Source organism: Limnohabitans sp. TEGF003, assembly GCF_055395455.1.
Genome location: NZ_AP029225.1, coordinates 2,915,577 through 2,936,020, shown reverse-complemented (window position 1 = coordinate 2,936,020; position 20,444 = coordinate 2,915,577). Strand labels below are relative to the sequence as shown.

General features: G+C 60.6%; 25 protein-coding genes and 1 other annotated feature. Of the genes, 11 read left to right on the top strand and 14 right to left on the bottom strand.

Annotation, left to right across the window (positions count from 1 at the left end; translation table 11 throughout):
- Positions 1 to 223: 223 nt before the first annotated feature.
- The 3 genes from ACZ5RT_RS13880 to ACZ5RT_RS13870 are packed head-to-tail and all read right to left on the bottom strand — an operon-like array spanning position 224 to position 2,297.
- Positions 224 to 1,480: a type II toxin-antitoxin system HipA family toxin gene (locus tag ACZ5RT_RS13880; RefSeq protein ID WP_464452868.1), complete on the bottom strand. Its 1,257-nt coding sequence runs from the start codon at positions 1,478 to 1,480 to the stop codon at positions 224 to 226.
- Positions 1,477 to 1,791 (bottom strand): helix-turn-helix domain-containing protein, encoded by a 315-nt coding sequence (locus tag ACZ5RT_RS13875; protein WP_464452867.1) that lies wholly within the window; start codon positions 1,789 to 1,791, stop codon positions 1,477 to 1,479. Before ACZ5RT_RS13875 ends, ACZ5RT_RS13880 begins: the two co-directional genes overlap by 4 nt.
- Positions 1,749 to 2,297, bottom strand: coding sequence for a DUF3427 domain-containing protein (locus ACZ5RT_RS13870; protein WP_464452866.1), 549 nt, complete (start codon positions 2,295 to 2,297; stop codon positions 1,749 to 1,751). The genes ACZ5RT_RS13875 and ACZ5RT_RS13870 overlap by 43 nt, the downstream gene beginning before the upstream one ends.
- 152 nt (positions 2,298 to 2,449) lie before the next feature.
- Here ACZ5RT_RS13870 and ACZ5RT_RS13865 point away from each other — a divergent pair, with 152 nt between their 5' ends.
- Positions 2,450 to 4,390: a DUF2075 domain-containing protein gene (locus ACZ5RT_RS13865; protein WP_464452865.1), complete on the top strand. Its 1,941-nt coding sequence runs from the start codon at positions 2,450 to 2,452 to the stop codon at positions 4,388 to 4,390.
- Positions 4,391 to 4,532: 142 nt separating this feature from the next.
- Here the strand turns inward: ACZ5RT_RS13865 and ACZ5RT_RS13860 are convergent.
- From ACZ5RT_RS13860 to ACZ5RT_RS13850, 3 genes are all read right to left on the bottom strand, one after another.
- Positions 4,533 to 5,767, bottom strand: a protein-coding gene (locus ACZ5RT_RS13860) for an IS3 family transposase (protein ID WP_464452864.1) whose coding sequence is annotated in 2 segments (ribosomal slippage) — positions 4,533 to 5,485 and positions 5,485 to 5,767 — 1,236 coding nt in all. Because the reading frame shifts where the segments join, the coding sequence is not laid out codon by codon here.
- Positions 5,373 to 5,489, bottom strand: a sequence feature (AL1L pseudoknot). It overlaps the preceding gene by 117 nt.
- 47 nt (positions 5,768 to 5,814) lie before the next feature.
- Positions 5,815 to 6,150 carry a hypothetical protein gene (locus ACZ5RT_RS13855; RefSeq protein WP_464452863.1) on the bottom strand — a complete coding sequence of 112 codons (336 nt, stop codon included), beginning with the start codon at positions 6,148 to 6,150 and terminating at the stop codon, positions 5,815 to 5,817.
- Between the two features lie 130 nt (positions 6,151 to 6,280).
- Positions 6,281 to 7,336: an STAS-like domain-containing protein gene (locus ACZ5RT_RS13850; RefSeq protein ID WP_422169212.1), complete on the bottom strand. Its 1,056-nt coding sequence runs from the start codon at positions 7,334 to 7,336 to the stop codon at positions 6,281 to 6,283.
- A 161-nt stretch (positions 7,337 to 7,497) separates the two neighbouring features.
- Between ACZ5RT_RS13850 and ACZ5RT_RS13845 the strand changes: the two genes are divergently transcribed.
- Together ACZ5RT_RS13845 and ACZ5RT_RS13840 are read left to right on the top strand one after the other, a co-directional pair.
- Positions 7,498 to 7,779: a type II toxin-antitoxin system ParD family antitoxin gene (locus ACZ5RT_RS13845; protein WP_291940716.1), complete on the top strand. Its 282-nt coding sequence runs from the start codon at positions 7,498 to 7,500 to the stop codon at positions 7,777 to 7,779.
- Positions 7,776 to 8,108 carry a type II toxin-antitoxin system RelE/ParE family toxin gene (locus ACZ5RT_RS13840; protein ID WP_291929638.1) on the top strand — a complete coding sequence of 111 codons (333 nt, stop codon included), beginning with the start codon at positions 7,776 to 7,778 and terminating at the stop codon, positions 8,106 to 8,108. The genes ACZ5RT_RS13845 and ACZ5RT_RS13840 overlap by 4 nt, the downstream gene beginning before the upstream one ends.
- Before the next feature lie 27 nt (positions 8,109 to 8,135).
- On the opposite strand, the gene ACZ5RT_RS13835 is transcribed toward ACZ5RT_RS13840, so the two are convergent.
- Genes ACZ5RT_RS13835 through ACZ5RT_RS13815 form a run of 5 tightly spaced genes read right to left on the bottom strand, consistent with a single transcriptional unit; the run spans position 8,136 to position 10,006 of the window.
- On the bottom strand, positions 8,136 to 8,426 hold the full coding sequence (locus ACZ5RT_RS13835) for a hypothetical protein (RefSeq protein WP_422169214.1): 291 nt from the start codon (positions 8,424 to 8,426) through the stop codon (positions 8,136 to 8,138).
- Positions 8,427 to 8,486: 60 nt separating this feature from the next.
- Positions 8,487 to 8,912, bottom strand: coding sequence for a type II toxin-antitoxin system VapC family toxin (locus tag ACZ5RT_RS13830; RefSeq protein WP_422169215.1), 426 nt, complete (start codon positions 8,910 to 8,912; stop codon positions 8,487 to 8,489).
- Positions 8,909 to 9,148 (bottom strand): FitA-like ribbon-helix-helix domain-containing protein, encoded by a 240-nt coding sequence (locus ACZ5RT_RS13825; protein WP_108285431.1) that lies wholly within the window; start codon positions 9,146 to 9,148, stop codon positions 8,909 to 8,911. The genes ACZ5RT_RS13830 and ACZ5RT_RS13825 overlap by 4 nt, the downstream gene beginning before the upstream one ends.
- A 53-nt stretch (positions 9,149 to 9,201) precedes the next feature.
- A complete protein-coding gene (locus ACZ5RT_RS13820; protein ID WP_464452862.1) occupies positions 9,202 to 9,588 on the bottom strand; it encodes a hypothetical protein in 387 nt (128 codons plus the stop codon).
- Entirely contained in the window at positions 9,554 to 10,006 is a 453-nt protein-coding gene (locus ACZ5RT_RS13815; RefSeq protein WP_464452861.1) for a metallophosphoesterase, read from the bottom strand. The genes ACZ5RT_RS13820 and ACZ5RT_RS13815 overlap by 35 nt, the downstream gene beginning before the upstream one ends.
- 54 nt (positions 10,007 to 10,060) lie before the next feature.
- On the opposite strand from ACZ5RT_RS13815, the gene ACZ5RT_RS13810 reads away from it, so the two are divergent.
- The 4 genes from ACZ5RT_RS13810 to ACZ5RT_RS13795 all read left to right on the top strand — a co-directional run bounded on the left by ACZ5RT_RS13810 (position 10,061) and on the right by ACZ5RT_RS13795 (position 12,645).
- Positions 10,061 to 10,363 carry a CopG family ribbon-helix-helix protein gene (locus ACZ5RT_RS13810; protein WP_291929634.1) on the top strand — a complete coding sequence of 101 codons (303 nt, stop codon included), beginning with the start codon at positions 10,061 to 10,063 and terminating at the stop codon, positions 10,361 to 10,363.
- Complete coding sequence (locus ACZ5RT_RS13805) at positions 10,360 to 10,650, top strand: type II toxin-antitoxin system RelE/ParE family toxin (protein ID WP_464452860.1); 291 nt, start codon at positions 10,360 to 10,362, stop codon at positions 10,648 to 10,650. Before ACZ5RT_RS13810 ends, ACZ5RT_RS13805 begins: the two co-directional genes overlap by 4 nt.
- Positions 10,651 to 10,655: 5 nt before the next feature.
- Entirely contained in the window at positions 10,656 to 11,279 is a 624-nt protein-coding gene (locus ACZ5RT_RS13800) for a 3'-5' exonuclease (RefSeq protein WP_464452859.1), read from the top strand.
- A gap of 142 nt (positions 11,280 to 11,421) precedes the next feature.
- Entirely contained in the window at positions 11,422 to 12,645 is a 1,224-nt protein-coding gene (locus ACZ5RT_RS13795; RefSeq protein ID WP_464452858.1) for a Fic family protein, read from the top strand.
- A 7-nt stretch (positions 12,646 to 12,652) separates the two neighbouring features.
- Here the strand turns inward: ACZ5RT_RS13795 and ACZ5RT_RS13790 are convergent, their stop codons facing one another.
- Entirely contained in the window at positions 12,653 to 13,120 is a 468-nt protein-coding gene (locus tag ACZ5RT_RS13790) for an Lrp/AsnC family transcriptional regulator (RefSeq protein WP_108330006.1), read from the bottom strand.
- Between the two features lie 102 nt (positions 13,121 to 13,222).
- On the opposite strand from ACZ5RT_RS13790, the gene mdeB reads away from it, so the two are divergent.
- Complete coding sequence (gene mdeB, locus ACZ5RT_RS13785; protein ID WP_464452857.1) at positions 13,223 to 15,847, top strand: alpha-ketoglutarate dehydrogenase; 2,625 nt, start codon at positions 13,223 to 13,225, stop codon at positions 15,845 to 15,847.
- Between the two features lie 235 nt (positions 15,848 to 16,082).
- Here the strand turns inward: mdeB and ACZ5RT_RS13780 are convergent, their stop codons facing one another.
- Complete coding sequence (locus tag ACZ5RT_RS13780) at positions 16,083 to 16,682, bottom strand: hypothetical protein (RefSeq protein WP_291929629.1); 600 nt, start codon at positions 16,680 to 16,682, stop codon at positions 16,083 to 16,085.
- A 236-nt stretch (positions 16,683 to 16,918) separates the two neighbouring features.
- On the opposite strand from ACZ5RT_RS13780, the gene phaP reads away from it, so the two are divergent.
- From phaP to ACZ5RT_RS13765, 3 genes are all read left to right on the top strand, one after another.
- Positions 16,919 to 17,476, top strand: coding sequence for a TIGR01841 family phasin (phaP, locus tag ACZ5RT_RS13775; RefSeq protein WP_291929628.1), 558 nt, complete (start codon positions 16,919 to 16,921; stop codon positions 17,474 to 17,476).
- A gap of 85 nt (positions 17,477 to 17,561) precedes the next feature.
- Positions 17,562 to 18,350, top strand: a complete 789-nt coding sequence (locus ACZ5RT_RS13770; protein WP_464452856.1) for an enoyl-CoA hydratase/isomerase family protein — start codon at positions 17,562 to 17,564, stop codon at positions 18,348 to 18,350.
- Between the two features lie 43 nt (positions 18,351 to 18,393).
- A complete protein-coding gene (locus tag ACZ5RT_RS13765; RefSeq protein WP_464452855.1) occupies positions 18,394 to 19,515 on the top strand; it encodes a hypothetical protein in 1,122 nt (373 codons plus the stop codon).
- Between the two features lie 45 nt (positions 19,516 to 19,560).
- Here the strand turns inward: ACZ5RT_RS13765 and ACZ5RT_RS13760 are convergent, their stop codons facing one another.
- Entirely contained in the window at positions 19,561 to 20,427 is an 867-nt protein-coding gene (locus ACZ5RT_RS13760) for an EamA family transporter (protein ID WP_422169605.1), read from the bottom strand.
- Positions 20,428 to 20,444: the final 17 nt, after the last annotated feature.

The following is a 20,444-nucleotide window of genomic DNA, read 5'->3' as shown; positions in this document are numbered from 1 at the left end:
CTGTTTTTGATGGGTGACGACCAGTTCGCACACTTGGCCTCCCTGGCTGGTCAAAAGTGTGCGGTGGGATTTTTACGGCTTGTAACTAGCAGTTCTATGTCACTTGCTCGGACAACACAGCCAAGTCCTTGTCAAGCCTAGAGAGGAATTTACGGCTTGTGTCCCTTGCTACAGGGTGAACTGCTGAAGTCACGTTATCAACGGCCACAGAGCCGGGCGGGCTTCAGCCTTTTGGCCACGCCGCATGTGCACTGAACGCAGCGGCCGTTAGTTCGATATCTGCCCGAGAAATGCGGACTTGGCTGGCGACATCGCGCCAAGTGTCCACGACACCCATCACCTCGTCCATGATGTGCCGCCCTTGCGCTGCCGTCAGGCCGTAAAACGCGGCCGTGTTCAACGCGGTGCGCAAGTCAGGACGGTTGTCCATATCGTCAATGTTCAGCACATGCTCGGCTTTGTCGATGTTCGGGTTCACATCAAACGCGGGTGCCAAACGCCAGCCCGTTGAGCTCAACACAAAGCCGTGATTGCGCAAATGGTCGTCCCGATTGCCTATCGCCACATTGAACACCACGCGCCTGAACAGCTGAGACAGATCAGATTGAACAGTCTCAGCATCGCCACTGGCCCGCAGAAATTGCGCCAATTCCAGATAACTACAGCCCTCGCTTTGCTCCTTGTGCAGCAGCGTCATTGCCGATGCATAAAACCGCCGCTGACCACCGACACGGTCGAAGCGCTGAACACAAAAAGTATGAAACTCACCACCCAGACGCAACAGCTTTGCAGCAGGGACATCGATGCCTGCACGTTGGGCCATTTGATGTGTGGCGAACTCCCAAGCCCCGACATCACGGTCATCATCACACGCCGGAAATTTGCCAATCCAAAGAGAGCCGTCCAGCTCTGTGAAGTTGGCCTTGGGACGGGCACCCCCCAGCGAAGAACCCGGTGCCACAAGCACTGTTAACCATTTCCGCAAAGCATCGAGATCGTCAATGCGCTTGTGAGTGAGTTGCCAAGCCACCTGCTCCAGTTCGCGCAGCGTGGTCACGGGTGGCGCTGCAAAAGCATCGTTGCTCAAAAACGCTTGCGTGCCAGATGGGCGAAACCGCAACGCCCCCTGCCGGGTCATGTCCTGCACGCCGATCAGGAAATCCCACGCATAAAGTGTTCTGGCCTGACGCTTTTGGTCCTTGGCCAGCAAGGCCTCGCGCCGTTTCATCAGCGTTTGACCCCAGCGGTCGGGTGATGAGTCGAGAAAGACGCCAAAGTTACCCAGCTCCGGCTTGGGGAAAAACGGGTGCGCGTCCAAAGACAAATCAGGGTCCAGCGCAAAAGCCCTCGGGTCGTTCAGCCAAGCCTTGTCGTAATGAAAGCGAATCTGCCCACGGTCATGTGCCAAGTTGCCAACCAGACAAGCTGGCCCCAAATCGCAATCCAACCAGACCTCCAGCCCATCGAATGGCCCCGTCATGGCTGCCCCTCAGAAGTGCTGTTGGCAGCGTCGGTGGATTGCATGCTGGCAGGGCGCTTGCGTCGCGCTGCGGGCGATGGGGCCAAAGCCAAATCCTGCAGCTTGCGCCCCACTTTGTCGTCGGCGGCCAAGGCGTTGAAATCTGCCTGCAGCCCAAGCACCACCAGCACGCGCAGATAAGTGCCCAAAGTGGCACCCGCATCGCCCGCCTCGACCTTGTAGACCGAAGTGCGCGACATGCCTGCCCGCTGCGCCACCACAGCCGTGCTCAGTTTGCGGCGCAAACGCGCCAGCCGCAGGCGCTCGCCCAAGGCCGTGAGCAGTGTTTGCTCTTGAGGGAAAACAATAGGGGGCTTGCTGGACATTTCGCCATTATGGACAAAAAATAAAATAATTGTCTATTTTGAAGAAATTTTAAAAGACCATTGAGACGATTGGGCTGCAGACTTGGCAAATCCAGCCCTGCAAATGACCCCACCACCGCATCAAGCCCAAACACAATGCTCATGGGCCTGCTGCCCTGGTGCGACTGGTAGCGCACCCGGCCGTGGTACGTGAACGGTGCGGCCTTGCCCACGGCCAGCTTGGTGTCGCGCACAAAGAGGTGGATGTCGATGCCCAAAGCGGCGTGGCGGATGATTTCGTCGCCGCGTTTGCTGGTCGGGTCTGTGGCGTTCTGGCTTTGCCAGTGAAAGTGCGTGTCATCGATCCAGTGGTCCATGTACTTGTGCTCGTCAGCCCGGCCTTGTTTGTTGAGCGTGACCAGCAGGATGTGCGCCTTTTTGTGGGCCAGCACCACATGGCCGACTGAGAACATTGCATTGCTAAATCAGGTGGTTGAGTATCAAGCTGGCATCGTTGAATCATCATCAATCCGTTTAAGATCATCTCAATTCAAAAAGTAAGTACTTTGGGTAACCCGTGCAATATTCCAATCGTTCCTTCTATTCGGCACACATCAAGGAATTTGTGACATCAGACCCCAGCTTGGTGCTGGGTGTCCTGGCGGACAACAGCGGTTTTTCCATCGACACGACCCAGCGGGATGCTTGGCGTTCACAGATCCAAATACTCCAGCCCGCGTTAAAGGCCTTTGAAGGCCGCGGAACGGTTTTCTTTGAATTCATCGTGCCCCGTTTGGGCAAACGCATCGATGTATTGACGTTGATTGATCACGCCATTTTTGTCATCGAGTTCAAGGTCGGAGAATCTTTATTCAACCGTGCTGCGGTGGATCAGGTTTGGGACTACGCGCTCGACCTGAAAAACTTCCACGAGACAAGCCACCACTGCGTGATCGCCCCCATCTTGATCGCCACGCAAACACAAGGCACACGCGGTCAGATCGTCACCAGCCACCACAACGACGGTGTGCTATTCCCCATCAACACATCACCCGCCTTCTTGGCCACCACCATCGAGGATGTGTTGGCCTTTTCGTCGGGCGCCCAACTGGACGCCTCTGCTTGGGCCAACGGACGTTACCGTCCCACCCCCACCATCATCGAAGCCGCGTCCGCCCTTTACGGCAACCACTCGGTGGCCGAACTCTCACGCAACGATGCGGGTGAAAAGAACTTGGCGCAAACCTCGGTTGCCATTGCGCAGCTGATCCAAGCTTCAAAGCAACGGAAGCAAAAGGCCATTTGTTTTGTGACGGGTGTTCCCGGCGCGGGCAAAACCTTGGTTGGCTTGGACATCGCCACCAAACACATGGATGCCGAGAGCGATTTGCACAGCGTGTACCTGTCGGGCAATGGCCCATTGGTGGCCATCCTGCGTGAAGCTTTGGTGCGCGACGAAGTGGCCCGAAAGAAAGCTGTGGGTCAAAAGTTGCGCAAGGGTGAAGCCAGAAAAGCCGTTGAAGCCTTCATTCAAAACGTCCACCATTTCCGCGATGCGTATTTGTCGGACGAGCGGCCACCTGTGGATCACGTGGTGATCTTTGACGAAGCACAACGCGCATGGACGTTGGAACAAACCACCCAGTTCATGGCTCGCAAAAAGGGTTACCCAGACTTCAACCGATCAGAGCCAGACTTCTTGATCTCCTGCCTTGACCGTCACCCCGACTGGGCGGTGGTCGTTTGTTTGGTCGGCGGTGGACAAGAGATCAACACGGGTGAGGCTGGCATTGGCGAGTGGCTCAAGGCCATTCACGAGCACTACCCCGATTGGGCGGTTCACATTTCGCCGCACCTGCAAGACTCGGAATACGGTGCAGCCGAAGCGCTGACGCAACTGAAGTCACGGGACAACGTTCACCACAACGACGATCTGCATTTGTCGGTGTCCATGCGCTCCTTCCGCGCAGAGCATGTGTCCACCTTTGTGAAGCATTTGTTGGACCGTCGTACCGATTTGGCCCAAGCCATGTTCCAAGATGTGCAGGCGCGCTACCCGATCGTGGTGACCCGCGATTTGGACAAGGCCAAGCGCTGGCTGCGCGACAAAGCCCGTGGCAGCGAGCGCTTCGGCATGGTAGTTTCTTCGCAAGCCGTTCGCCTGCGCCCCCACGCCATCGACGTTCGTTCACCCATGGACCCCATCCATTGGTTTTTGGACGACCGCGATGACGTTCGGTCGTCTTTTTATCTGGAAGACGTGGCTACTGAGTTTCACGTTCAAGGTTTAGAACTCGACTGGGCTTGTGTGGTTTGGGATGCCGACTTGCGCTTCGGCGAAGCTGGCTGGGAATACCGTTCGTTTGTGGGTAACAAATGGCAAAAAATACACTTGGCGCATCGCCAGATGTATTTGAAGAATGCCTATCGGGTCTTGCTCACCCGCGCTAGGCAGGGCATGGTGATCGTGATCCCGCCCGGTGATCCCGAGGACCCCACCAGAGACCCGTCTTTTTACGATCCTATCTTTGGTTATTTGACCTCTCTGGGTATTCCCGCTGTGTGATTGAACTTATTCAATGCAATCACCGCTTAAGGGTTCCTTGAGTTTGGCTTGTCTGCGCAAATCGTTGGGGCGGGTGTTTTGCCGGAAGGTGTCCGGTGGCCTGAAGCATGAACGGCCCCGGGTTTCAAGGAGGCTGGTTGGCTTAAGTTGATACCTCTGTCGAGGTGCTGGCAGCAGCAAGCTGGCGCCAGTAGTTTGCCTCAGCTTCTGCCGGAGGGATGCCCCCAATCGGCTTGAGCAGTCGGATGTGATTGAACCAGTGCACCCACTGCAGGGTAGCCAGTTCCACGGATTCCCTGTTTTTCCAGGGTCCCCGGCGGTGAATCAACTCGGCCTTGTACAGCCCGTTGATGGTTTCGGCCAGCGCGTTGTCGTAGGAATCGCCCTTGCTGCCGACCGATGGTTTGATACCGGCCTGGTCCAGTCGCTCGGTGTAGCGGATGCTCACGTATTGCGAGCCTCTGTCCGAATGGTGGATCAAATCGTTGGCTGCCGGCTGGCGTTCGTACAAAGCCTGCTCCAGCGCATCCAGGACAAAGTCAGTCTGCATGGTGCGGCTGACTCGCCAGCCCACGATGCGGCGGGCGAACACATCGATGACGAAGGCCACGTACAACCAGCCCTGCCATGTGTTCACGTAGGTGAAGTCCGATACCCACAGCTGATTGGGTCTGTCGGCCTTGAAGACCCGGTTGACCCGATCGAGCGGGCACGGCACCGAAGCATCCGGTGTTGTGGTCCTCACCGATTTGCCCCTGCGCACGCCTTGCAACCCCGCCTTGCGCATTAGCCTCTCGACGGTGCAGCGCGCCACCCGAATGCCTTCACGGTTCATTTGCAGCCAGACCTTGTCGGCACCATAGACCTGCCAGTTGGCATGCCAGACACGCTGTACATCGGCCATGAGCTGCTCGTCGCGCTTGGCTCTGGCACTGCGCAACTCAGGATTGCACTTGCGTGCGGCGTGGCGCCAGTAACACGATGGGGCCATCTGCAGCACCTTGCAGATGGACTCGACCCCGTAGGTGTCACGGTGCAGGTCCACGAATCGTTTCAGTTCTTCAAACGGCGGTCGAGCTCCGCCTGGGCAAAAAACGCGCTGGCCAGCTTGAGGATTTCATTGGCCTTGCGCAGCTCGCGGTTCTCACGTTCGAGTTCCTTGAGCCGATCTTTGTCCGCCGTGCTCGTGCCCTGGCGCACGCCGCTGTCGACCTCATGCTTGCGCATCCATTCGTACAGCGTATGGGGCACACACCGGATCTTGGGTGCCAGCGACTCCACCGCAGCCCACAGCGATGGGTATTCCTCTCGGTGCTCCCGCACCATGCGAACGGCCCGCTCGCGGACTTCAGGGGAAAACTTGGGTGACTTTTTCATGGCTCCATTCTCTTAAAGGTTGGAGCCTCCTCGATTCCCGGGGCCGTTCAGCATTCTTCGGGCGTCACCACATAGACCGTCCAATCGCCGTACAGCTTGCCGTCAAAGCACAGCAGGTCGCCGTCAAGTTGCAGTTCCAAATAGGTGTCGTTTTTACCGGTGAGCAAGTGGGCATCGCTTTCGCTGGTGAACTGGAGATGCACGGCGCTGGCGTAGGTGGTGTGAACGTGTTGGAGCGGGCCAAGGGCGGGGCCGTCAAAACCCCAGTCGTTCATGACTTGATTAGGCGTGTCGCGGCCATGGAACAAGCCCAAATACATGCCGGGTTTTTGGGGCCGAATGCCGTAAACGGGGGCATCGGCTGCTTGTGCGTGCTTGGGCATACCGCCTCCTTGTTGCAAAGGCGCTCAGCTTACGAACGGGGCGGGGTTTTGTGTACCAGGGCTTTGCCTGGGTTAACCAACAGTCCGGATTGAGTCAGCGGATGGAGCCACGGACACGAGGCCCTGGGAATCAAGCCCCTCCAAACAAGCTCACGAGCTTGGCCACCTCTGGCGTCATGCCCATGGTTTTAAGCCGCACATGGGGGTGTGCGGTGGCAAAGACGCGAAAAACTTCATCCACAAAGGCTTGGCCGACGTGGGCCACGCCTTCAAAGTCAAGCACCACGGTCTTGAACTGTGTGGCGCGGTTCATGACCCATTTGGCTTGCGAGCGAGAAACCAGCTCGCTGCTCAGTTGGGCCAGACGCACCGGGATTTCTGTGGTGTGAAAGGCTTCACCCGGCTCTGCATCGCCCACGTTGCTGGCTTCAAAGTATTTGAAATACACATCGTTGCTGGTGCGGGTGCTGTCCACCGCCAGCGACATGCGCACCACGGTCTGCACCTGTGACGGCTTCAGAGCGGCGTTTACGTCGATCCAGTCAAAACGGGCCAAGGGGGTGCTGGCCTCGTTGGGGTCAAAACGCAGGCCACACGATTCGATGGCGAAGCCGTCCATCATGCGGGACGACACAAAAATGCCCATGCCCGAATGGCCTTGGGCCGCGGTGGTGAACTTGCCTTTGGCCAACTCCAAAATGGCCAAGCGTTCATCAAACAGGTGTGCCGATTCGGCGATTTTGCAAAAGATCCCCTCGCCGTCATCGGCCACCACCATTTGCAACTGTCCGCCCTCCAGGTGCATGCCCATGAGCACCTGCAAACCGTTGGAGTGGTCGAGCGCGTTGTTGAGCATTTCGGTGAATGCGGTGTTCACCAGGCTTTTGACGTTGGGCTTGAGGTCGGTCAGCAGGGGCGCAAGGCGCTGCTCCCAAACGGCCATTTCACCGCCGCGCTGCAAAATGCTTTCGCGCTGCTGCAGGCCCAGCCAAAAGCGCTTGTCGCCCAGGCTGTAGGTTTGCCGGGTGCCTGTGCCGTGCCGCTGCAAATAGCCACTGTCAGCCAGCTTCTTGATGCGCCGCGACACGGCCACCCGCGTCAGGCCGGTTTGCTCGGTCGCCACACTGGCCATGGCTCCACCTTGGGCGGCACAAGCGAGGATGATTGCATCGTTAAGGTCAAGCATTTGTATCTCTTAATGTAAGTTTTGATTTTCTAATTGTATAGATTCAATCAGTTTATTGTGTTGTTTAGCACCAAAAATGGCCAGGCCGTTACGTTTGGCGTGATCAACATGGGACCTTGTTGGCATAATCTGCCATACCTGTTTCCAAGTGGAGCCCTCCCATGCCCACCCGAAATGTTGTGCTGACTGATCACCAAGCAGCGTTGGTCGAGCAGCTGGTCCAAAGTGGCCGTTATCAAAATGCCAGCGAAGTTCTGCGTGAGGGGCTGCGCATGGTGGAGCAGCGAGACGCCGAGGACGCTTATCGACTGGCGGCTTTGCGAAAAGCAGCTCAAGAGGGCATTGCAGATATTGACGCGGGGCGTTTCAAGACTTTTGAATCCAAGCAAGGCTTGCGCGATCACCTGCGGGGCATTGCAGCCAAAGTGCGCACTGTCCAATGAGTCCGGTATGGGCAGTTCGGTTGGCAGAAAAGGCCGAGCGCGACTTGCTTGACGCGCTTGTTTGGACGACCGATCAGTTCGGTGCACTTCAGGCGGATGACTACCTTGAGACGCTGACGCTTGCATTGGAGGCGCTGACCGATGGCCCCAACATGGTGGGCAGCAAAGTGCGCGACGACATCGGGCTGGGTATTCGGACACTGCATGTCGCACGACTGGGCAGAAAAGGCCGCCATTTGGTGGTTTTCAGGATGGCGGACGGTCAAGCCATCGATGTCATCGGTTTGCTTCATGACTGCATGGATTTGGCCAAGCATTTGCCGGATTGAATGGCGGCTGGTGATATCGGGTGACGATCAATCCAGCCCATCCACCGCCATCACCCCCCGCAGCCCCACCCCAAAGCTCTGAAAACCTTGCGCGTCCCATTGGGCGCTGCTGTCAATGTTGTCGTGTTGGTGGCCGTGCGCCGTCATGCGCACGCCCATGCGTCGGGCCAGGGTGTCCAGCGCTTTGAAGCCGTGGTCGGTGTCGTGGTGGCCGTGGATGAACCAGACGCGCTCCCAAATGGCTTCTCGCTCGATGTTTAGCAGCCGTGCTGGCTCCAAGTGGCCCAGCAAAATCACCGCGCAGGCGTGGGTTTTCAAGGCCGTATCAATGATGTGCTGCCATTGGCCGTGCGGGTCGCCGCAAAAGAGGATGGGCGGTCAGTGCTGGACCGTCCAAGGGTTGATCACGGTCAGTCCCGCTGCTTCAAACGGGCTGGCATCGCGTGTGGCGACCATGAAGCCATGGCGCTTTGCTGTGGCGGCGATGTAGCCGTCGGCTGTTGCGATGGCCCTGCCTTGCGTGCGCGTCATCGACAGAATGTCCGCATAGGCTTGAGAGGCTGCAGTATCAAACGGCAGTATTCGGTCAGCAAACAAAGGCAGGATGCGTTGCTCCAAACCCAGGTGCAGGGTTTCTTTGCGTTTGCCCGCTGGCAGGGCGGCGATGCCAAAGCGCAATTCGGCCAGGCTGATGGCGGACAGATAAAGGGTGTCGATGGATTGCGCATCGATCCACGACAAAACGCCCGCGTCCGCCGACAGCTTCAGTGGCTCCGAGATGACGTTGGTGTCGAGCAAGATCATTCAAACACCATGGGTTTTGCGGGTGTTTTGTCGCGCTCAATATTCAAGTCAAAGCCGCCAGCTTGTTGGCCAATTTCGGCCAGCAGCGATCCCAGTTGGATGCGCCCTTGCGGGCGTGCGGCTTGCTCCAGAATGGCGCGCACTTCGGCTTCGGTGCTGCGGCCCGCCAATGCGGCACGCTGTCGCAGAGCTCTGTGGGTTTCTTCGGGCAAATTGCGGATGGTGATGGATGACATGGCTGGGTCTCCTGAAGCAAGGCGAGAATGATATCAAAATTCTGTTGTTGATATCAATTGTCCAATTTGACGGCAAAAAGCTCAATTGAACCGGGCATCCCTTCGAAAGGGTCTCGCTCGTGCGTTGGCGTATGGCCATGTGAGCTGCGTTCGACGCTGCCCAAAAAATTATCGAACCCATCCACTGCCATCACCCCCCGCAGCCCCACCCCAAAGCTCTGAAAGCCTTGCGCTTCCCAGTGGGCGCTGCTGTCGATGCAGTCGTGTTGGTGGCCGTGCACCGTCATGCGCACGCCCATGCGTCGGGCCAGGGCGTCCAGTTCTTTGAAGCCGTGCTCGTGGTAGCCGGGCGCTTCGTGGGTGATGAGGATGTCGGCTTGTAGCGTGGCCAGTTGTTCCAACTCGTCAGGGTAGATGCTGGACCAGTGCTTGAGGTGCACGCTGCCTTGCCAGCGGTCTTGGCGCGGGGTGACGCGGGGTGACGCGGGCGTGCGCTTCGCGGTTGCGAAACTTGGGCGCTTGCTGGTCTTTGGGGTACCACACCGCACCGCGAAACACACCGCCCAGCCCGGCGATGCGCGTGCCGCAGGGCAGCGTGACCACACGGCAGTGCAGGCTGCGCTCACTCACCTCGTCGTGCCAGACGTTGCCAAAGTTGTCCGCATGGTCGGTGTCGTGGTTGCCGTGGATGAACCAGACCCGCTCCCAAATCGCTTCCAGCTCGATGTGCAGCGGCCGGGCCGGCTCCAGGTCGCCGAGCAGGATGACGGCGCGGGCGTGGGTTTGCAAGGCGGCATCGATGATGTGCTGCCATTGGCCGTGCGGGTCGCCGCAGAAGAGGAGGGGGCCGGGGTGCATGGGGTGTTTATAAGGTAACACCATTCAGTATACTTGGCGCAACAGGAGACCCACATGCCGACCTTCTCTGTCAAATTGGACGAACAATCACGCGCCAAGGTGCAAGCTGCGGCCAGCCAACGTGGTGTGACGCCACACGCCTTCATGGTGCAGGCCATTGAGTCGGCTGTGGCCCGCTCTGAAGAAGAGGACGCTTTGGTTCAGCGTGCTTTGCAGGCGCGGCAAAACCTGCTGCAAACAGGCATGGTTGTGGATGGGCGGGCCATGGCCGAATACCTGAAAGACAAGGTGCGAGGCGGCACGGGCAAGCGGCCTGCGGCACAAGGGCTTGAGCAGTTGCTGGCCCCGCGGTCATGACGCGGTTGGTGCATTCCCCGGAGGCGGCTAACGACCTCGAGGAGTTGGTGGATTTTTTGTTGCTAAGTCGACCTGAACACGCCGTCGAAACGGTGGACTTGGTGCTGGATGCTTTGTCGGTGTTGGAGCGCCATCCATTGATGGGACGCCCCGTGGCACAGGGTATGCGCGAGCTCGTTATCTCACGCGGAAGATCGGGTTATCTGGCGCTGTATGCTTTCGACGCCGCTGCCGATGTGGTGTTCGTGTTGGTCATTAAGCACCAGCGTGAACAAGACTATCACTGAACCCCATGAACCCCATCGCCATCATCGACTTCGAAACCACCGGCATCTCCCCCAACATGGGCGACCGCGCCACCGAGGTGGCCATCGTCATGCTCGAAGGCGGGCAGGTGGTGGACCGCTACCAAAGCCTGATGAACGCCGGGGTGCGGGTGAACCCTTTCATCACTCAACTGACGGGCATCACCAACGAGATGGTGCAGGCCGCGCCCCCGGCCGAGCAGGTGATGCGCGAGGCGGCCCGCTTTGTGGGCGGGCGGCCCATGGTGGCGCACAACGCGGCCTTTGACAAAAAGTTCTGGCAGGCCGAACTGGCCCGTTGCGGGCAAGATGGCTCGCATGCCTTTGCCTGCACTTTGCTGCTGTCGCGCCGCCTGTACCCGCAAGCGCCCAACCACAAGCTGGGCACGCTGGCGGCGCTGCACCATTTGCCCTCGTCAGGCCGCGCCCACCGGGCCTTGGCCGATGCCGAGATGGCCGCGCATTTGCTGGCGCAGATGCAGCACGACCTGAAAACCCGCTACGGCTGCACCCAGGCCGACCACGCTTTGCTGATGGGCCTGCAACGCACCAGCCGCCACATGGTGGGGCCGTATTTGAAGGCGCGCACGGGTGGCCCTGGATCTTTGTAGGTCGGCACCTTCAGGTCCGACATGGTGTGTGTTGGTGCAGAGCTTGGCGGGGGTCGAATGGCGCAAACTAAGTCGCATTCAAAGTCGCAAAATTTCCCGCATGATTTGGTAAATATCCTTACATGACATAGACTTGCGTCTTATGTCAAAGTCGCAAAAATTTCAGCTGTACGACCATCCGGCCCAGATGGAGCCCTTGCTGCCCGCTGATCACCGCATGGGCCCCCTGCTGGAGCGTTCGCATGATCTGATCCGCAAGGCAGACCGTTTGTCGGGTTGGTGCCCGAGCGGGGCGCTGCCGGGGCTGCGCTCATCGTTGCGGGCCATGAACTCGTATTACTCCAACAAGATCGAGGGGCAGCACACCTTGCCGCTGGAGATCGAGCAAGCCCTGCGCAACGATTACGCCCAGGACGCCGACAAGGCCCGCCGTCAACGCATGGCGCTGGCCCACATGGCGACCGAGTCGCAATTGGAGGCGCGGTGGCCTGCGTGGGACAGTGCCCAAGTCTGGTCGGTGCAGACCGTGTGCGACATCCACCAGGATTTGTTTGCCCGCCTACCCGAAGCCGATCGCCAGCTTGAATCACCGTCTGGCCCGCAAACCTTGCGGCCCGGTGCTCTGCGTGAACGCGAGGTGAGTGTGGGGCGGCATGCCGCGCCCGCTGCGGCGGCTTTGCCTGCTTTTTTAGCCCGTTGGTCTTCTGTGTATTCGGGCTTGCGCCGAGGCGAGCTACAGCTGGTGGCCATGGCGGCGGCGCACCAGCGGCTGGCCTGGATTCACCCTTTTGCAGACGGCAACGGGCGTGTGGTGCGGCTGCACAGCCATTTGGTGTTGGGCCATATGGGTTTGACCAACGGTTTGTGGTCGCCTTTGCGGGGATTTGCTCGTACGCACGAAGCTTATTACGCCAACTTGTCAGCAGCCGATGAACCCCGGGCGGGAGATCTGGATGGCCGGGGCAATCTGACCGAGTCGGGTTTGATTCGCTGGATCGACTACGTGTTGGGCGTGTGCATCGACCAAGTTGACTTCATGTCCGGCTTGCTGTCGCTTGATGGCATGAAGGACCGCATGGCGGCGTGTTTGGCCTACGAAGAAAACGTGGTCAAGCAAGGCGTGCGCGCCGAAGCTTTGCGGGCGCTGCATTACCTGTTTGCGTCGCAGGCCGAGCTGGACCGGGCCGACTTCAAAGCCATGCTGGGTTTGGGCGAACGCTTGGCCACGGCGCAGGTGTCGGCATTGCTCAAAAGGGGTTTGCTGGAAAGCGATTCGCCTCACGGCAAGCTGCGCCTGGGCGTGCCACAGCACGCGTTGCGCTTTTACTTTCCGAGTTTGTGGCCGGAGGCCGAGGCGCAGGGCTGAACGCCCCTCACCCCAAACCCAGCGGCAGCGCCGTTTTGTAGCGCACCTGTTTGAGCGCAAAACTGGAGCGGATTTTTTCCACCCCCGGAATCGGTGAGAGCTGCTCCAGGATGAAGCGCTCCAACGCCGCCATGTCGCGCACGGCCACGCGCAGCAGGTAGTCGCTGTCGCCGGTCATCAAATAGCACTCCATCACTTCGTCGTGCCGCGCGATGTGCGCTTCAAAGTCGGCCAGGGTTTCCTTGCTTTGGGTCTTGAGGCTGATGGAGATGAACACCGTCAGGCCCAGCCCCAGCGCCGCCGCGCTGGCCAGTGCCACATAGCGCTGGATGACGCCGCCCGACTCCAGCGCCTTGACGCGTGCCAGGCACGGCGAGGGCGACAGGCCAATGCGTTTGGCCAGCGCCACATTGGACAGCGAGCCGTCGCGCTGCAGTTCGTCCAGTATCTTCAAATCCACGTTGTCCAGAACCATGTGCTGAATCCTTTGTATTTTCAGCATATTGTGCTTCAAATCGGCTTTTTCGTAATCCAAATACGCAGCACATGCGCCGCGCTGCCCGGTACAGTCCCATGCATGAACGCACCTTTTGAACCCCTCTTGCACGCGCTGACACAGGCCCACGACATCGACCCCGAAGAAACCGCCGAGTGGCGCGAGGCCTTGCTGGCCCTCATCGGCACCCAAGGCCCTGAGCGTGCCCGGCAGATTCTGGATGAGCTGGCCACCGTGGCGCGCCAGCAGCGCACGGGCTGGCAGCCCGATCTGAACACGCCCTACATGAACACCATCGCGGTGGAAGACCAGCCCGACTTCCCCGGCGACTTGGCCACCGAAGAGCGGCTGGTGGCCATCATGCGCTGGAACGCGCTGGCCATGGTGGTGCGTGCCAACCAGGCCTATGGCGAGCTGGGCGGGCACATCGCCAGTTACGCCAGCGTGGCCGATTTGTTCGAGACCGGGTTTCACCACTTCTTCCACGCCCGCACCGAGCAGCACAAGGGCGACCTGGTGTTCTTCCAGCCGCACAGCGCACCCGGCGTGTACGCCCGCGCTTTTCTGGAAGGGCGCCTCACCGAGGCGGACCTGATGCACTACCGCCAGGAGATCACCGCACCGGACAGCGGCGCTCGCGGTTTGTCGAGCTACCCGCACCCGTGGCTGATGCCCGACTTTTGGCAGTTCCCCACCGGCTCCATGGGCTTGGGGCCGATCAGCTCGATCTACCACGCCCGCTTCATGCGCTACCTGACGCACCGCCAGCTGCAAGACTGCAGCGGCCGCAAGGTGTGGGGCGTGTTTGGCGACGGCGAGATGGACGAGCCCGAGAGCATGAGCGCCCTGACCTTGGCCGCACGCGAAAAACTCGACAACCTGGTGTGGGTGGTCAACTGCAATTTGCAGCGCCTGGACGGCCCGGTGCGTGGAAACGGCCGCATCATCGACGAGCTGGAAAAGCTGTTTGCGGGTGCGGGCTGGAACGTGATCAAGCTGGTCTGGGGCAGCGACTGGGACGGCCTGCTGGCGCGTGACACCTCGGGCGCTTTGCTGCGCGCTTTTGCCAACACGGTGGACGGGCAAATGCAGACCTTTGCCGCCAAGGACGGGCGCTACAACCGCGAGAACTTCTTTGGACAGAACGAAGAACTGGCGCGGCTGGCGCAGGGCATGACGGACGAGCAGATCGACCAGCTCAAGCGCGGTGGCCACGACATCGTGAAAATCCACGCGGCGTATGCCGCAGCGGCTGCGCACCGTGGCCAGCCCACGGTGATCCTGGCGCACACCAAAAAAGGCTTTGGCATGGGCAGCGCGGGCCAGGGCAAGATGACCACGCACAGCCAAAAGAAGTTCGACGAGCAAGACCTCATCGACTACCGCAACCGCTTTGACCTGCCGCTGAGCGACGAGCAGGCCAAGGGCTTGGCCTTTTACAAACCCGCCGACGACAGCGCCGAGATGCGCTACCTGCGCGAACACCGCGCCCGCTTGGGCGGCAGCTTGCCCAAGCGCGAGACGGTGTGTGACCGCTTGCCTGTGCCCGCCTTGGCCAACTACGGGCAATTTGCGCTGCAGGCCGATGGCAAGGAGATGAGCACCACCATGGCCTTTGTGCGCATGCTGGGCAACCTGCTCAAAGACCAGCAACTCGGACCGCGCATCGTGCCCATCGTGGCCGACGAGGCGCGCACCTTTGGCATGGCCAACCTGTTCAAGCAGGTGGGCATTTACAGCAGCGTGGGCCAGCGCTACGCGCCCGAAGACATCGGCTCGGTGCTGAGCTACCGCGAAGCCACCGACGGCCAGATCCTGGAAGAAGGCATCAGCGAAGCGGGTGCGATCGCCAGCTGGACGGCCGCAGCCACCAGCTACAGCGTGCACGGACTGGCCATGCTGCCCTTTTATATTTACTACTCGATGTTCGGCTTTCAGCGCGTGGGCGACGCCATCTGGGCGGCGGCCGATCAGCGTGCCCGCGGCTTTTTGCTCGGTGCCACCTCAGGCCGCACCACCTTGGGCGGCGAGGGCCTGCAACACCAGGACGGCAGCAGCCACTTGGTGGCGGCCACCATCCCCAACTGCAAGGCCTACGACCCGGCCTTCGCGGGTGAGCTGGCGGTGATTCTGGACGCGGGCATGCGCGAGATGGTCGAGCAGCAAGCCGACGTGTTTTATTACGTGACCCTGATGAATGAAAACTACGCGCAGCCCAATTTGCCCGAGGGTGCCGAGCGTTGCGTGTTGCGTGGGGGCTACCACTTTGGCGCTTATGGTCCCACGAATGGTCCCAGCGATGCCTCGGCGAAAGGTCAGCGCGTGACGCTGCTGGGCTCCGGGGCCATCCTCACCGAGGTCATCCGCGCTGCCGAGCAACTGGCCGCGCAGGGCGTGGGGGTGGACGTGTACAGCATCACCAGCTGGAGCGAGCTGGCCCGCGACGGCATGGCGAATGAGGCCAGCGGCGATGCACCCTACCTGAGCCGCCTGCTGGCCCCCAGTGCCGGCCCCATCGTGGCCGCCAGCGACTATGTGCGGGCCGTGCCCGAGAGCGTGCGCGCCTACCTGCCCCAAGGCCGCCGCTACCGCACCCTCGGCACCGACGGCTTTGGCCGCAGCGACACCCGCGCCGCACTGCGCCGCTTCTTTGCGGTGGACGCGGGCAGCATCGCGCAGGCAGCGCTGCAGGCCCTGGCGGGCTGACGAAGGACATGACCTTATGTCATCTGGACCTGACCTGGAGGGCCCGTCCCCTCTCGCCATCCCGGACTTGATCTGGGATCCATCCCTTCGATGACCACGGATACCCGCCTTCGCGGGTATGACATTCAGGGGGGCCATCCCCCTTGTCTGTCATCCCGGACTTGATCCGGGATCATGGTTGCAGGGGAGATGGACCCCGGGTCTTCGCCCGGGGTGACACAAACTCAAAGCCTGATCAGCCCTGCACCACCGCCAGATAGGCCTGGCGGGTTTCCGGGCTGACCGCGTCGAGCGCTTGTTCGTAGCGGGTCTGGTGCTGGGTCACCATGCGGGCCGAGGCGATGGTTTTGGAGCGGCAAAACCAGTGGCAGCTGTGCTGCATCAGAAACATCTCGCCCATCATGCGAAAGGACCGCTCCTTGGGGGTCAGGCCTTGCTGGTTGCGCACAGTGCGCTCGATGCCTTGGGCGTGCACTTCCAGCATGCGGCGCATGTCAAACGTGGCTTTGGGCGAGAGCTGGTCGATGTAGGGCAGCGCCACCTTGAAAGCCCGGGTCACGGGGGCAGGCAGTTTGGCAAAGTCGCGGGCCAGGCTCTGGAACTCTTGGGCCAGTTGCGCTTCGGCCGGGGCTTGCAACTGCAAAATTTGTTGCTGCCGTTCTGCATCGCTTTCGTCCAGTGCCCGCATGTAGGCCCCGGTGAGCTGCTCCATGTGCTTTTCGATTTGGTAGGGCCGCAATTGCTCGGCCAGCAAGGCGGTGCGTTGGCGCTGGCCTTGGGTGTTGAGCCAGTGGATGGCCGTAGCCAGGACGAACAGCAGACTGAGAAATTCCATACAAAGCGGGGATTGGTGCCGAATCGGCGTTGCGCCAAGTGTAGTGAGTTGGGTGGGCCCGGCAGGCAAAGGCCTTGCGCTGTGTATGACACAGGCGGTATCCGGGCTTCAGTGGGCTTGCGCACACAAGCCGCCAATTGGAGAGCGGACTCTAAAGTGCGGGTTTTCCCTTGCCTTGGGCGCTGGGGGCTGTTCAAATTGCTGCATTGCAACAAAAACCCTCCAAGGAACACACCATGAACTTCAACACCGAACAATTCACCGCCACCCAACAAGCCAACCTGAACGTGGCCGCTGGCCTGTCGCAAACCGCTTTCGCCGGTTTTGAGCGCCTGGTCGAGCTGAACATGGCTGCTGGCAAAGCCGCTGTGGGCGAGTCTTTCGCCAACATGCAAGCCCTGATGGCTGCCAAGTCGCCTCAAGACCTGATGGCCGTGCAAGCCGCTTTGGTGCAGCCCGCCTTCGAAAAGTCGGTGTCTTATGGCCGTCACCTGGCTGACATCGCCAACAGCACTGGCGCCGAGTTCACCAAAGCGGTCGAAAGCAAAATGGCCGAATCCGAAAAAGCTGTCAAAAGCCTGGTCGAAAACAGCCTGAAGAACGCCCCTGCCGGTTCCGACGCCGCTGTGGCCGTGTTCAAGACCGCTTTCGAAGCCAGCCAAACCGCTGCCGAGACCCTGAAAAAAGTGGCCAAGCAAGCCGCTGACACCGCCGAGTCCAACCTGAAGGCCGCCACAGCCCAAGCCGAAGCTTCGGTCAAGGCCGCCATGAGCAAGGCCAAAACCAAGGCCTGAGCCTGGACCGCATGAGCTGGCTGCCACAGCCGGCTTTCTACAATCAGGGTGCCTCAAGGCACCCTTTTTGTTTTGGACCTCAGCCATGTCATCCCTCTTTGCGCAAGCCTGCGCCCCCGTTTTGCAGATCGAAGGCGGCGTGGCCACCATCACTTTGAACCGCCCAGCCCAGCGCAACCGCCTGGAAAACGGCGACCTCAAGGCTTTGCTGGCCCACTTTGATGCCATTGAGCGCAACCCCGATGTGCGTGTGCTGGTGTTGACCGCCAACACGGCGGGTCAGCCCAAACCGGTGTTTTGTGCCGGGTATGACATTGGCGGTTTTGACGAGCCGGGTCACGGCGCCACCTTCTTTGAGGAGATTCCGGACACGCTGGCGCGGCTGCGGCCCGTCACCATTTGCGCCCTCAACGGCAGCGTGTACGGCGGCGCGACCGATGTGGTGCTGGCGTGTGACCTGCGCATCGGCCTGCAAGGCATCGAGTGGCGCATGCCCGCTACGGCGCTGGGCCTGCATTACTACCCCAGTGGCTTGCAGCGTTATGTCAGCCGTTTCGGGGTGGCGGGTGCCAAACGGGCTTTTTTGACAGCGCGACCTTTCACGGCCGAGCAGCTCCATGCGATGGGGCTCTTTGAAGCGCTGGTGGATTCAACAGCGTGGGACGCTGTGCTGGCGCAATTGGTGGGCGATGTCCTGAAGTTGGCGCCTTTGGCCGTGCAGGAAACCAAAAAGTCCCTGAACGAAATAGCCGCCGGGCAGATGGACGAGCACCGCCTGCGTGAGCGCGAGCACATGACCAGCCGCAGCGCGGACTTTGCCGAAGGACGGGCGGCCTTTGCCGAACGGCGCCCAGCCGTGTTCACAGGCCAGTGAGCCGGGCTCAAGAATCGCCGCCTGGGGTCGATTCATTTCAGTCATGCAATCCCATTCCATCCGCGCACTCGCCCTGAACACGGGCCGTCTGATCACCCGTTGGTGCGGGGGGCTGGCGCTGGCTGTTTCGGCACAGGCCGGGCAATACCAGCTGTTGGCGGAGCAGCCCAACACGGTGGTGGTGGCCGCACGTGTGCAAAACGCCGAACAGGTTTGCAACCTCGAAATTTCGGTCCAAGGCCAGGCGACGCTGGAGCGGGAGGTGCGTGCACCCTACTTCGAGACCCGCATCGACATCACGCCGCAGGATGTCGAGTCGGTCGTGGTCAGCTGGCGCGGCAAGTTCAAGCGCGGCAACGCCGAGGCCGTGAACGCCTGCCCCACCCAGGGCAGCACCCGCTTTGTGGTGGTGTCAGACCATGCGGCGCTGCAATCCGCCTGGCGCAATGCTTTCGCGGCCATGGGCCCCGCCAAGGCGCAATGCGTGCGCACCGCTTTGCAGCTGGACCGGGTGCGTTACGAGTGGTTTGACACGACGGCCAAGGAGAGCAGCCCCGAGGACTGGAAGATCCAGCGGGCCTTGACCCGTTGTGATGAGTTCGTGGCCCAGAAAAAAGCCTGGGGCGATCAAAACCCCCAAGGCTTTGCCTGCACCTTGCCCGGCGGCTTGAAGACACGCTGTGAGGGCTATTTCTCGGTCACTGAAAAAGGCAAGGCCGTGCCGATTTCTACAGAGGCCGCGATCCGGCGACAGCTGGATGAGCAGCCTTGGGGCACGGGCGTGCGCGAAACCGCTGCGGCCAAAGCGGCCCGCCAAAAGCAGGAACAAGCCCGGCAGGCCCGATTGCAGGCCGAAGAAGAGGCGAAAGCCAAAGCACAAGAAGAGGCGCGTTTGCGCGAGGAGCAGTTGGCGCAAGAGGCCCTCGCCGCCCAGGCCCGCGAGCGCAAGGAAAAGGCCGAGGCCGAACGCGCTAGGCGTCTGCAGGAAATCGAGCGCCTGGAGCAAGAGCGCCTCGAAAAACGCAGCTGGTTGCTCAAGCAGCTGGAAAAGCTCAAACGTGATCCCCAGGCCGAGACCAAGTCAGAGGGCAAGTCTGAAGCCAAGCCCGATGCCAAGTCGGAAACCAAGCCTGAACCCAAGGCAGAAGAGTCCAAGCCCCAATAAACCCTCCATCCCTGTGGGAGCGAGCCCCTGCTCGCGAATGGCTGTTTATTTTGTGGGAGCGAGCCCCTGCTCGCGAAGGTCTGCCGAAGCGCGACCCGCCGACCAAGCGGTGCCCATGGAAGCGGCCATCACCATGGCAATGGCCAGCCCCTGAAACAGGGTCAAGTGCTCAGCCAGCACCAGCCACCCTGCCAAGGCACCCACTGCCGGCTCCAGGCTCAGCAAGATGCTGAAGGTGTTTTTGGGCAGGTGGTTCAGCGCAAACATTTCCAGTGCATAAGGGATGGCACTCGACAGCAGTGCCACGGCCAAACCGGCCAGCAGCCACTGCGGGTTGAGCAAGGCGCTGCCGGCATGCGCCACACCAATCGGGGCCACCACCAAAGCGGCAGCGAGCATGCCCATGGGCGTGGCCATGCCGCCGTAACGCAGCGCCACGCGTTGACCGAACACGATGTACAGCGCCCAGCAAACGCCCGCGGTGAATGCGAAGAACACGCCCATCGGGTCCAGTGCTGTGGCCGCGTCGCCCCCCGGCAGCGGCAGCAACAAAGCCAGGCCCACCACTGCCAGCGTCACCCACAGCCAGTCGCTGGCTTTTTTGGAGGTCCAGACGGCCACCGCCAACGGCCCGGTGAATTCGATGGCGATCGCCACGCCAAAGGGGATGGTCTTGATGGCGCTGTAGAACAGCAGGTTCATCACGCCGAGCGTGACGCCGTACAGGCCCAGAGGCAGCGCATCGGCCCAGACCCATCGGCGACGCCACGGTCTGAACACCGCCATCAGCATCAGCATGGCAAAGACCAGCCGGTAAGCGGTGGTGCCTTCGGCGCCCAAGGCCGGGAACAGGCTTTTGGCAAACGAGGTGCCGACTGCCAACGACACCAGGCTGCCCATCAAGGCCAGCATGGCCCACAAACGCAGGT